The organism is Mucilaginibacter sp. P19, from assembly GCF_050632265.1.
GTDB classification, from domain to species: domain Bacteria; phylum Bacteroidota; class Bacteroidia; order Sphingobacteriales; family Sphingobacteriaceae; genus Mucilaginibacter; species Mucilaginibacter gossypii.
This window is the reverse complement of sequence record NZ_CP192586.1, coordinates 3804309-3816883: the sequence shown is the minus strand read 5'-3', so window position 1 is coordinate 3816883 and position 12575 is coordinate 3804309. Positions and strand designations below refer to the sequence as shown.

12 protein-coding genes and 1 pseudogene are annotated in these 12575 nt (G+C 42.7%); 3 read left to right on the top strand and 10 right to left on the bottom strand.

All coding sequences use genetic code 11. The features are described 5' to 3' along the window. Positions 1–5: 5 nt before the first annotated feature. From ACQ86K_RS18450 to argB, 4 genes are all read right to left on the bottom strand, one after another. Complete coding sequence (locus ACQ86K_RS18450; protein WP_431198514.1) at positions 6–830, bottom strand: hypothetical protein; 825 nt, start codon at positions 828–830, stop codon at positions 6–8. A 242-nt stretch (positions 831–1072) separates the two neighbouring features. After that, positions 1073–2449, bottom strand: coding sequence for an aspartate kinase (locus ACQ86K_RS18445; RefSeq protein ID WP_431198513.1), 1377 nt, complete (start codon positions 2447–2449; stop codon positions 1073–1075). A gap of 194 nt (positions 2450–2643) precedes the next feature. Then, positions 2644–3462, bottom strand: a complete 819-nt coding sequence (proC, locus tag ACQ86K_RS18440) for a pyrroline-5-carboxylate reductase (protein WP_090527080.1) — start codon at positions 3460–3462, stop codon at positions 2644–2646. Further along, a complete protein-coding gene (argB, locus tag ACQ86K_RS18435) occupies positions 3459–4304 on the bottom strand; it encodes an acetylglutamate kinase (RefSeq protein WP_431198512.1) in 846 nt (281 codons plus the stop codon). The genes proC and argB overlap by 4 nt, the downstream gene beginning before the upstream one ends. Positions 4305–4508: 204 nt before the next feature. Between argB and ACQ86K_RS18430 the strand changes: the two genes are divergently transcribed. Genes ACQ86K_RS18430 through ACQ86K_RS18420 form a run of 3 tightly spaced genes read left to right on the top strand, consistent with a single transcriptional unit; the run spans position 4509 to position 7098 of the window. Continuing rightward, positions 4509–5507: an NAD(P)/FAD-dependent oxidoreductase gene (locus ACQ86K_RS18430; protein ID WP_431198511.1), complete on the top strand. Its 999-nt coding sequence runs from the start codon at positions 4509–4511 to the stop codon at positions 5505–5507. A 13-nt stretch (positions 5508–5520) separates the two neighbouring features. After that, entirely contained in the window at positions 5521–5808 is a 288-nt protein-coding gene (locus tag ACQ86K_RS18425; protein ID WP_431198510.1) for a hypothetical protein, read from the top strand. Positions 5809–5850: 42 nt separating this feature from the next. Next, positions 5851–7098 (top strand): cation:proton antiporter, encoded by a 1248-nt coding sequence (locus ACQ86K_RS18420; protein ID WP_129571229.1) that lies wholly within the window; start codon positions 5851–5853, stop codon positions 7096–7098. A gap of 42 nt (positions 7099–7140) precedes the next feature. Here ACQ86K_RS18420 and ACQ86K_RS18415 read toward each other — a convergent pair whose 3' ends face one another. The 6 genes and pseudogenes from ACQ86K_RS18415 to argG form a co-directional block, all read right to left on the bottom strand. After that, complete coding sequence (locus ACQ86K_RS18415; protein WP_431198509.1) at positions 7141–7749, bottom strand: FMN-binding negative transcriptional regulator; 609 nt, start codon at positions 7747–7749, stop codon at positions 7141–7143. An 83-nt stretch (positions 7750–7832) separates the two neighbouring features. Beyond that, on the bottom strand, positions 7833–8780 hold the full coding sequence (locus ACQ86K_RS18410; protein WP_091162677.1) for an N-acetylornithine carbamoyltransferase: 948 nt from the start codon (positions 8778–8780) through the stop codon (positions 7833–7835). A 78-nt stretch (positions 8781–8858) separates the two neighbouring features. Then, positions 8859–9985 (bottom strand): annotated as a pseudogene (locus tag ACQ86K_RS18405) (aspartate aminotransferase family protein). 69 nt (positions 9986–10054) lie between these two features. Then, positions 10055–11053, bottom strand: a complete 999-nt coding sequence (gene argC / locus ACQ86K_RS18400) for an N-acetyl-gamma-glutamyl-phosphate reductase (protein WP_091162679.1) — start codon at positions 11051–11053, stop codon at positions 10055–10057. Then, positions 11031–11384, bottom strand: coding sequence for a cupin domain-containing protein (locus ACQ86K_RS18395; protein WP_091162680.1), 354 nt, complete (start codon positions 11382–11384; stop codon positions 11031–11033). Before ACQ86K_RS18395 ends, argC begins: the two co-directional genes overlap by 23 nt. Beyond that, positions 11377–12573 carry an argininosuccinate synthase gene (argG, locus tag ACQ86K_RS18390; protein ID WP_091162681.1) on the bottom strand — a complete coding sequence of 399 codons (1197 nt, stop codon included), beginning with the start codon at positions 12571–12573 and terminating at the stop codon, positions 11377–11379. Before argG ends, ACQ86K_RS18395 begins: the two co-directional genes overlap by 8 nt. Between the last annotated feature and the right edge of the window lie 2 nt (positions 12574–12575).

The window sequence follows — 12575 nt, the reverse complement described above, 5'->3', positions numbered from 1 at the left end:
AGGTTTTACCAGTGCCTTTTCCGGATTTTTTCGGCAGTAAAAGCTACCTGGCGCCCGGCATCATCAATGCTGATGTTACGGTAATTACCCCTGCCGGTGCTTAATTGTTTAACCGTGTTTTTTTCCGAATCAAATAAATACAGACCAGATACAGTCTCTTTTTGTTTAGCCGGCGCTGTTACAGCAAACGCAATCCATTTTCCATTTTTACTGACCTGGTATTCGGTAACATATTTAAAAGAGCGTTCGGCGGCGGTTTTTAACTTTTTAATAGTTAAATCTGCACCTTCATGTGTAGGCGGGGCTACAGTTGCAGCTACCGCTTTTTTTGTGGTATCGCCTGATGCAGGTTTTTTAAGCGTATCGGCTGTTGCGAGGTAAGCAATAATAGCCGCATCTTCGGCTATTTTAAATGAACGGATGGCCGGGACTTTCCTTACGGATGATGATCCTAAAGTAATTATACCTAAAGTATCTTTAGGGAAATCCGATTGTTTTTTCTTCTTTATTTTGGCCTGCCTGGTATCCTTATAAAACGGACGGATAAGGCATACAGCAAATTTTGAATCGCTGCTTATCTTAATTGTGTCAGCTCTCGGAATTTTTACCAAAGTAGCGTTCCTGGCGTCTTTTATAATCAGTTCAGCATCGCCCTGCTGCGGCTTTATGACATAACCTATCCATTTACCATCATTGCTGATGCGTTGCCCTGCTATACTTTGCCATCCGTCAAACACAGTATGATCTAAAGGTTTTTTAGCTGTTTTTTGAGCAGATACATGAAACCCAATAGCTAATAACAGGCAGGCTGATAGTAAAAGTTTACGCATACAGGAAAGATGTCAAACCTAAATATGCTGAAAACTTATGGTTAAAAGAAATTAGTTACTGTAAAGTTACAATTGAGGTGAAAGGTGAAAGGTGAAAGGTGAAAGGTGAAAGGTGAAAGGTGAAAGGTGAAAGGTGAAAGGTGAAAGGTGAAAGGTGAAAGGTGAAAGGAATTATGTTAAATAACCAAAAACAACCTTTGGCCTTTTAGCTTTCGCCTTTCACCTCAAAAACACCTCAAAAATTAGCACATTGCTTTATTCAAAGCGCGGATCGCCTCATCGAAATCTTCGCGGGCTATCAAAAATTGGATATTGACCATTCTTAGTGCAAAGCCACAGCTTTTGATATTGATCCCTTTTTGGGCCAATGCTGTTGCGGATTTGGCAAGTAAACCCGGCTGATCCATGTTGGAGCCTATCAGGCAAACCATCGCCATTTTTTCAACAGCAACTTTTTCGTAATTATCTTCCAGTTCGCCAATCAGTTTTTTATTGTAGTCCTTCTCCCATATCACTATAGAAATGCTGTTAGCGCTGGTGGCTTTGAAGCTATAGCTAACGCCAAACTTGTAAAACAACTGCATGATATGAAAATCGGTACCTACGTTACCAACCATTGAGGGATCGTAAATATCGATCATGATCACCTTATCGGTGCCGGTGATAACCTCAACACGCTTTTTATCACAAATATATTCGCGGGTAATCAGAGTACCCGGGTGTTCCGGTTGAAAGGTGTTTTTGATCCGCAGGTCGATATCATTTATTTCCAGCGGTTTTGACGCTTTTGGGTGGATAGCTTCCATGCCCACGTCGGCCAGCTGATCGGCAACATCATAGTTGGTGTTACCTACCGGAAAACAGTTTTCAACGCCAACCAGTTGAGGGTCGGCAGTGCAAAGGTGGTATTCTTTATGGATGATGGCTTCCTGTGGTTGTACAGCCACGGCAATTTTACTGAAAGTAACTTCCGAATAGCCGCGGTCGAACTCGCGCATAATACCTTCCGTGCCTTTGGCGTAGCCGGTAACAACGGTAATGGTTTTTGAAAAATCAATATGGGCAAGGTCTTTCTTAATGCGTTGATCAATGGTTAATGCACGGTGGTCATGAAAACCGCTCAGGTCAACCAAAGTAGCATTGATACCCATATTTTGCAGGATATTGGTAAAGTTAAATGCCGAATGGCTTTCACCTATAGATGCCAGGATCTCTCTCGCAGCCTGTAAAATGCCTTCTTTACCTACATACCCTGATGCCAGAATATTAGCCAGGTTCTCCAGATAGGTTTGAGCATCGTTGATCCTTGTTTCAATGTACTTATCGGCTTCGGCTATATTCAAGCCAAGGGCTTCATAAGTTTTATTGATCTGCTTTAAACGCGTAATTAATTGTTTTAACGGCGTATGGAAGTCCTTATAATTGGCAAGCTTGTGATATACGCCCGGCGCGCCTGTCTTTTTGTTTTCGAGCAGGAGGTTGGTTACCCCCGAAAATGCCGATACTACAAATATGCGGTTGTAAAGTTGTTCCCCGCTGCGTTTAAACAGGATAATGTTTTTTATCACATCACCCAAAGCGGTCATGGATGTACCGCCAATTTTTTCTACTGTTAACATTTTATATTGAAAAGATCAGCAGTCAAATACCATAACCATATCAATTGTTGTAGCTATTTATTAATTGGTTGAATGTAAATAGCTTGTATCTGAACTGCTTTTTTAAAAATAACTCATTTTGATATACGCTATCAAAACGATTGAAATATAATGATTAAAAGCTTTGAGCCTTCGGCCTTAAGCTTTTCGCTTAATTAACTATCCTTTTTATACAAATCGCCTGCTTTTTCGGCAGATAAACGGATGCCCTTGATCATGGCCGAGCTGAAACCGTGGTGCTCCATTTCATTTAAGCCGGCAATAGTACAGCCGCTTGGTGAGGTTACCTTATCAATTTCCTGCTCGGGGTGCGACGCCAGTTGCAGCAGCAGGTCGGCCGCTCCCTTGGCTGTTTGGGCTGCCATCTTTAAAGCGTCATGCGCGTGAAAGCCAATCTCTGTTCCTCCTTGTGAAGCAGCGCGGATCGACCTTAAAAAGAAAGCGATACCACAGGCACAAAGCGCTGTGGCCGAGGTCATCAATTCTTCATTGATCTGGATAGTTACACCAACCGTATCAAACAATGATTTGGTCATGTTGATGTTTTTATTGGTGCCGTTATCTGTAGCGATACAGGTCATGGAGTGGCCTATCGCGATCGCGGTGTTCGGCATTGCCCTGATCACCTGTACATTTAGGTCAAGGTGCTGGCGGATATCGGCACAGCTAACACCAGAGATAACTGAGATCAATAATTGCTTATCTGGCTTTAACGAAGGTTTGATCTCGTCTAACAGTTTATTGAGTTGTTGCGGCAGTACGGCCAGCACAATAATATCGGCTTTGCGTACAGCACGCAGGTTATTGTCTGACACATGATACCCCTGCTCGGCATATTGAGCCAGCGCAGCTACGTTACGACGGGTTAATGATATTTGCTGGGGTTTACAAATACCCTTTTTAACCAAACCTTTGGCTAATGAAAGCCCTATGTTACCGGAGCCTAATATTGAAATATGCTGTTGTGCGTTCATGCGTTTTTTGTTAAACGTGTTCCAAATGGTTTGTTATCTTTCAATTGGCCCAGATCATCTGATTTGCCAATAATTACTGCCTTTACACCACAAGTAATTGCGGTAAAAGCGTTGTCAAGTTTAGGTAGCATACCACTGTGTATTATCCTTTCCACTTTTAGTTCCTCGTAGTGCTGCGGGTTAATTTCCCTGATCAGCGATTCTTCGTCATTAATATCCTTTAGCACACCCTTTTTTTCAAAGCAGTATATGAGGGTGGTTTCATATAATCCCGATAACGATACCGCCAATGCCGAAGCAATGGTATCTGCATTTGTATTTAGCAGCTGCCCTTCGCCGTCATGCGTTATAGCACAGAAAACGGGGGTAAAGCCTGCTTCCATCAACCGGCTTATATTTTCGGGGCTAATAGAGTCTTTAACAATATCGCCCACAAAACCATAGTCAATAGTTTTTACCGGCCGTTTAACCGCTTTAATAAAGTTGCCATCGGCACCGGTCAGGCCTATGGCGTTGTTGCCAAAACGCTGCAACTGGGCTACAATATTTTTATTGATGAGGCCTCCATAAACCATGGTGACCACCCTCAGCGTTTCAATATCAGTGATGCGCCTGCCATCAACCATTTTCGATTCAATACCTAAATCTTCGGCCATTTGTGTGGCCACTTTTCCACCGCCGTGTACCAGGATCTTCAGGCCGTCGAGCGCTTCAAAGTCCTTTAAAAAATGATATAGGTTTTCAGAGTTATCAATAACGTTTCCACCTATTTTGATTATATAAAGGCTCTTATTTGATGGTAATTTACCCGTTTTGATATGATCTGTATCAATTTTATTCATTCCAGCTGTTAATATAACTCTTTTAGTGCCAAATTTCCACTTTTTTAAGCGGAAAACTGTTAAAATTACGAAAATATAGCGTGTTTTTTCAAAAATTGATTTAAAAATGAATAATGGGACTTGCAGTTTAAGTTTACAATTTGATTATGAAAGAATTAGTAATATTGGAAAACTTTAAGGCATTATCCTTGCTTATAACTATCTATGGAGCAAAAAAAGAATACCAGGCCGCGGGTGGCAATTATAGGCGGAGGATTTGGCGGGATCCATTTAGCTAAAAAACTAAAAGATGCGCCCGTTGATGTACTGATGATTGACAAGCATAATTATCACACGTTTCAGCCTTTGTTGTACCAGGTGGCGGGGGGCTCCATAGCTGCCGATTCAATTGGCTTTCCATTGCGCCGGATCTTTACCAGGCAAAAGAATTTTCGCTTCGCGCTTGCTGAAGTGCAAAAGATCAATCCCGAAACTAATACGCTTGATACTGATATCGGTACCATTTATTACGATTACCTTGCTATAGCTACCGGCTCCAATACCAACTTTTTTGGTAATAAAGAGATAGAGCATTTTGCTATGCCGATGAAGAATATCCCGGAGGCCTTAAACTTAAGGAGCCTGATCCTCCAAAACCTCGAAATGTCGCTCGTATCTAAAGACCCGGAAGAAAAAGCAGCGTTAATGACCTTTGTAGTTGTTGGCGGCGGCCCAACCGGTGTGGAACTATCTGGTGCACTTGCCGAAATGCGCGAGTTGATATTAATGAAGGATTACCATGGCTTACGTAAACATAGCATGAGTGTTTACCTTGTTGAAGGTAAAGCGGAACTGTTGGCCGCGTTTTCGCCGGGGGCGAGGGCCAAGGCCAAAAAGTTTTTGCAGGATATGGACGTAACCATTTATAACAGCGCACACGTGGAAAGCTATAATGGCTATGAACTCAAGATAGATAACGGCACATCGCTGTTAACCCGTAATGTACTTTGGGCGGCAGGAGTAAAGGGGGAATTTCCTGAAGGTATTTCTGCCGATAATATAGCGCGGGGTAACCGCATCCTGGTTGATGAATTTAATAAGGTAAAAGGTTACGAAAATATTTATGCCATAGGTGATGTTGCCGCTATGATTACGGACAGAATATCCAAACGGGCATCCGGGAGTTGCACCGGTAGCTATCCAGCAAGGACAAAATCTGGGTGAGAACGTGTACCGAATGTTCGACCGTAAACCGTTGGTCCCCTTTAAATACAGGGATAAAGGTTCGCTTGCAACCATAGGCCGAAATAAAGCCGTGGCCGACTTAGGAAAAATTCATTTCCAGGGATTTTTTGCCTGGCTGGTATGGGGATTTGTACACATCATGTCGCTGGCAGGCTTTACCAATAAGGGTATCATATTTTTTAGCTGGGCCATCAACTATTTCACCAAAAATAGCGACAACCGACTTATTGTACGGTATTTTGATACCGAAACCCGAATGACGGATCCCGAATCGAGATAAAAGCAAACAATAATCCTTTTGAATCCTTACTTGTAAGTATTTATGGATCTGTTTGTTGTAATTGCTTTATTGGTTATTGTCAGCGCGGTTTTCTCGTACCTTAATGCGCGGTTTATTAAATTGCCGGGCACTATTGGTATCGTGTTACTGGCAACAATTGCTTCTATATCGATACTTATTGTTGATAAAGTTGACTCATCAATTGCCGATTACCTGGGTACACTTGCCAAAAATATCAACTTTTCAAAAGCGGTATTGAATGTGCTGCTTGGTTTCTTGCTTTTTTCAAGCTCATTTAACTTAGATGGCCGGAAGCTGAAGAGAGAAATGCGCCCCGTATTTGTACTAAGCACATTGGGGGTTGTTATTTCGACTGCGGTGTTTGGATGCCTGTTATTTTATGTAGCCCCGTTTTTTCATATCCATATGCCGCTGATCTATTGCCTGTTGTTCGGCGCTTTGATTTCACCCACCGATCCGGTGGCGGTTGCAGCCATTATCCGTAATTCAAAGTTACCTGCCAATCTTGAAACTATTATTTCGGGCGAATCGCTTTTTAATGATGGGATAGGGCTGATCCTGTTTGTGATCATCCTGGAGGTGGCGCGGGTAGGAGAAGAGAAAATTGAACTGGCTAAGGTTGTAGCGCTTATTGTTAAAGAAATTATTGGCGGGATAGTAGCCGGGGGAATTTTAGGGTATGTCGCTCACCGGTTGATGCGCTCGGTTAAGGATTTTCAGACTATCGTATTGATCTCGCTGGCCTTAGTAATGGGTTTATCCGTATTGGCAGTTTTGCTTGATTTTTCAATTCCATTGTCGGTTGTTACAGCGGGACTGTTTGCCGGGAGCCAATCTATTAACCAGGATAATAAAGAACGGTCGCACGAGGCACTGGAGAAATTCTGGAAGCTGGTTGATGAGATACTGAACACCATTTTATTTGTAATGATTGGCTTGCAACTCGTTAACCTGCCTTTTGTAAATAATTACTGGGTAACGGGAAGCCTTTCTATAGTTACAGTTTTAATAGCCCGTTGGCTGAGTATTATGCTGCCGCTAACGTTTTTAAGGCATACTCTTAAAGTGAACTATAGCAATATCAACATTATGACCTGGGCCGGTCTGCGCGGGGCTATATCTATAGCCCTTGCGTTGTCTTTACCCAATACGCCATACCGGCACCTGATTTTGTCCGGCAGTTATTTTATTGTGATATTTTCGGTAATAGTTCAGGGATTGACGTTGAACAGAATGATAAACAGCGCTTCTAAAAAGATAGAAGAATAAACCATGCTGCGCGGGTTTGGTGCAGCGTAACCCGGTAGGATATTATTTAAGACGCGACATGTATTTGCCAATCTCCGCTTCAGTAGTGTCCGTACTTTTGCCTAATGCATTGATGATGTTTTCCCGTTCCGTTTCGCTACGGTTTTGACTAAGTTTTTGTTTGCCTTGCAGGTCGTCAACTATGATTTCGAAGGCTACTATACCTTTCATCATCCGTTGCTTATATTCGTCTGGTAAATTGTTCCATTGGGTAAGATAATCGGCCTCATAATTACCGATCATCTGTGCTAACAGCTTGGCTGTTTGTTCGCCTTCAGGCAGGATTGTTGCTTTGCCGTAAGCGTGTACCGCGATATAATTCCAGGTAGGTACGTTGGTTCCCTTTTCGTAATGTTTGGGTGAGATATAAGCGTGAGGCTCAGTAAAGATCACCAATATTTCCTTTCCAATAATTTCAGCAGCCTGCGGGTTGGCCTTGGCGAAATGAGACGACAAAACAATTTTATCATCGCGTTTGCTTACCAGGAAGGGAAGATGCGTAGCAAACGGAACGTTATCAGTAGCTGTTACAATTGTTGCAAAGCTATAGCGCTGCATAAAGCTGATTGCTTCCTGCTCATTCGTTAACTGGAAATGTTTTGGCGTATACATCGGGAGGAAAGATTTAAGACGAGAAGAAGCAAGAACCAAGACAGATTTGCTTTGATTCTTGCTTTTATATGAACAACAATTACTTACAAACTTTCCAGCATCTGTTTGAGCACAGCTTGCGCAGCCCAAACACGGTTGCCGGCTTCGTGTACAACGATTGAGTTTGGCCCGTCTAATATTTCGTCAGAGAGCTCCAGGTTACGGCGCACCGGTAAGCAATGCATTACTTTGGCATTGTTGGTTTGCTCCAGCTTTTTGTTAGTAAGCATCCACTCTTCGTGTTTGCCTAATATATTGCCATAAGGCTCATACGCCGACCAGTTTTTTACGTAGATGAAATCCGCGCCGGCTAAAGCCTCATCCTGATCATAAGAGATATTTGCACCCTGGGTAAAATCGGTACAAAGCTCATATCCTTTAGGCTGCACGATAGTAAAGTCGACATCCGCCTTGCACATCCACTCCGAGAATGAGTTAGGAACAGCCTGCGGCAAAGGTTTGATATGCGGCGCCCAGGTTAAAACCACTTTAGGACGCGCTGTTGTTTTCAGCTCTTCAATAGTGATCAAGTCGGCCAAACTTTGCAGCGGGTGGCGGGTAGCTGATTCCAGGCTCACAACCGGCACTTTGCAAAATTCAACAAACTTATTGAAAATCATTTCGCTGTAATCTTCCTCACGGTTCCTTAAGCCAGGGAACGAACGAACGCCAATAATATCAGCGTATTGGCCCATAACGCCTGCGGCTTCACGGATATGCTCAACAGTAGTGCCATCCATGATCACGCCGTCGCGCAGTTCAAGTGCCCAGCCTTCTTTATCGATATTGAGCACCATTACATTCATGCCCAAATTGATAGCAGCTTTTTGTGTACTCATTCGGGTACGTAAACTTGGATTTAAAAACACTAATGCAAGTGTTTTATTTTTACCAAGCTTTTGGTGGGCAAAGGGATCCTGCTTAAGCGCCAATGCCTCTTTTACAAGTGCGTTAACATCAGCAACATCATTAACAGAAGAGAATAGTTTCATGAACTTTACAATTAATTGGTGTGTTTTCTGTCATCTATTTTTTTAAGTCTCCCCTTTAGGGGAGATTTAGAGGGGCGTCTATTGATTCAATACATTTACAAAAGCTTCCAGGAACCTATCGGCATGAGCTTTAGTTAAGTTCAAAGCAGGTAATAACCTGATCACGTTTGGTTTAGCTTCACCAGTAAATATATGGTGCTTGTTTAACAGTTCTTTACGGGCATGGGCCAATTCTTCGGGCAATTCTATACCGATCATTAAACCACGGCCACGAACTTCTTTAACCTGTTCCAGCTTGTTAAGCTCCTTTATTAAGTAGCCGCCAACTTCAGCAGCATTTTGCAACAGGTTATCCTGTTCCATAGTTTCAAGAACGGCTAAACCTGCAGCGCAAGCCAGATGGTTCCCACCAAAAGTAGTACCTAACATGCCATATACCGGCTGTATTTTAGGCGAAATGATGATACCTCCCACAGGGAAACCATTACCCATGCCTTTAGCCATACTGTAGATATCAGCATTAACACCGGCAAAATCATGCGAAAAGAATTTACCTGTACGGCCGTAACCGCATTGTACAGAATCGGCAATGAATACTGCATTATATTCATCGCACAGTGAGCGAATCTTTTGCAGGAAGCCCTCTGGTGCAACCTGGATACCACCAACACCCTGAATACCTTCGATAATTACTGAAGTGATTTCGTTGTTTTTGAATGCTTCTTCCAGCGCTGCTTCATCGGCCCATGGCAAAAAAATCACGTTATCAGTTTCGTTGATAGGAGCGACGATCTTCGGGTTGTCAGTAACCGCCACAGCCAATGAGGTACGGCCGTGGAACGATTTGCTGAATGCAATTACTTTCTTTTTCCATTGTAAAAAGAAGCCAGTTTTAAAGCATTCTCATTAGCCTCGGCACCGGAGTTGCACAGAAATAACTGGTAATCTTCCTTGCCTGAAACTTTTCCCAACTTTTGAGCTAACTCTTTTTGAATAGGAATCTCGATAGAATTAGAATAAAAGCCAAGTTTATGCAATTGATCTTCTAAACGTTTTACGTAGTTTGGATGGGTATGACCGATAGAAATTACGGCGTGGCCACCATACATGTCAAGGTATTCAGTATCGTGAGCGTCATAAACTAAACTGCCCTGGCCCCTAACTATATTAATTGGATTTATAGGATAAACATCAAATAATTTCATTTCTTAAATGGTATAAAAATTTAGTACTTAATTAATAACAGAACTTTCAGAATTCGGCGAGCAGCTCTTCTAAAAGCCGATCGCCTTAAGTCGTAAGCCTGCGCGTTCGTCCAGCCCGAACAATAAGTTCATGTTCTGTACTGCCTGGCCGGAAGCGCCCTTAAGTAAGTTGTCCATTATGCTGATAATGAATATTTTGTTGTCGTGTTTTTTTACCTGGATAAAGCATTTATTGGTGTTTACAATTTGCTTTAAATCAATATTGCGATTGGTGACATGCGTAAAAGGATGCCCATCGTAGCAGCTTTGGTAAAGTGCTAATGCTTCTTCCTCGCTCAAATCGCTCTCAGTATAAATTGAAGCAATAATGCCTCGGGTAAAGTCGCCACGGTAAGGAATAAAGTTGATAGCCTTATCAAAACCGGCTTGCAACTGCCTTAACGACTGACCGATCTCATTTAAATGCTGGTGACTGAATGCTTTGTAAACAGAAAGGTTATCATTACGCCAGGTAAAGTGTGAGGTCGGCGATAAACTTTGTCCTGCACCGGTTGAACCTGTTGTAGCAGTAACGTGTACTTCGTTGTTTAGCAAACCTTTTGAAGCCAGTGGAAGTAAACCCAATTGCAAACAGGTAGCAAAGCAACCGGGGTTAGCAATATTAGAGGCTGTTTTAATAGCCTCACGGTTTAACTCCGGCAAGCCGTAAACAAAGCTTTTACCGTTTAATGTTGAGTTTTGGTTCAGCCTGAAATCCTGGCTTAAGTCAATGATCTTAACCGAATCGGGGATAACGTTTGCTTCCAGGAACTTTTTGGCGTCACCGTGACCAACGCAAAGGAATAACACGTCAATATCTGTAGATAATTCGGCAGCGAATTTCAGATCGGTATCACCAAACAGGTCGGTATGTACCTGGTAAACATAGTTACCCGAGTTGCTGTTGCTATGAACAAAAGCTATCTCCACGTGAGGATGGTTGATCAGGATCCGGAGCATTTCGCCACCGGTGTACCCTGCTCCGCCAATTATGCCTGCACGCACCTTATTTGATTTCAATTCTGTCATTATTTGTAGATGGATATGAATATAAAATAAACTCGAGGTCGCTCCGGTCGTTATTGCTGATGAAATGCTTTTGACCCGGATGGATCTCGATACCCTGTTCGGGCTTCAATACCGTAACCTCGCCGTCTATCGAAAATGTAGCACGGCCCTTTAAAATAAAAAATACCTGCGTGGCTTTCTCGTGGTAATGCAATTGTTCGGCAGTGTCTGGTGGCATTAACTCCTGTTTAACAGATAACGCGTCTGTATCAATGAAAGTCCAGCCATGACAATCATCGCCCCAGTTATAGTGCTTTAAGCAGTCACCTTTTGAAAACGCCGTATTAATCATTTTGGCTGTTTACTTTATGATAGATCATTACCTGGTTACCAAATATTTTGGAGAACCCTTTAACGTCTTCGCCGCTCCAGGCGTTGTTCATTTCGCCGTAGCTGCCAAACTTGTTCGACATCAGATCGTATGGTGATTCAATGCCTACCACCTGGAAGCGATATGGGTGCAACTGAACAAATACTTTACCTGTAACGTTTTTCTGAGTATCGGTTAAAAAGGCCTCGATATTGCGCATGATCGGGTCATGAAACTGACCTTCATGCAGCCAGTTGCCATAGAAAGATGATAACTGATCTTTCCATGAAAGCTGCCATTTGGTTAGCACATGTTTCTCTAAAGTATGGTGAGCTTTAATAATCACCATAGGAGCGGCGGCCTCAAAGCCTACACGGCCTTTAATACCGATAATGGTATCACCAACGTGAATATCCCTGCCAATGCCATAAGGCTGAGCAATAGCCTGTAAGGCCTGGATAGCTTTTGTTGGATGATCGTATTTTTCATCACCGATGGCTACCAACTCGCCTTTTTCAAAAGTAAGCACAAGATCTTTTACTTCAGAAGCAGTTACCTGTGTAGGCCATGCTTCTTCTGGCAGGCCAAGGTTTGAAGTCAAAGTTTCTTTACCACCTACTGATGTACCCCAGATCCCTTTGTTGATAGAGTATTTGGCTTTCTCGAAGTTCATATCAACACCATGTTTTTTCAGGTATTCTATCTCTTCTTCGCGGCTTAGTTTCAGGTCGCGGATAGGGGTGATGATCTTTACTTCAGGTACAAGGATGTTAAAGATCATGTCGAAACGCACCTGGTCATTACCTGCGCCTGTACTGCCATGGGCAACAAATTCAGCACCAATTTCTTTAGCGTAGTTAGCAATAGCTGTAGCCTGGCTTACGCGCTCGGCGCTTACCGATAGCGGATAGGTGTTGTTTTTTAATACATTGCCGTAAATTAAAAAGCGTACGCAGGTATTGTAAAAGTTTTCGGTTTCATCAACCACATGGTGAGAAGTAACGCCCATTTTATAAGCGCGTTCTTCAACGCCTTTTAACTCTTCCTCGCTAAAACCGCCGGTATTTACAATAACCGAGTGAACCTCATAACCAAGGTCCTGTGTTAAATAAATACAGCAAAAAGAGGTATCTAAACCTCCGCTATAAGCTAATACTACTTTTTTCTTCATGT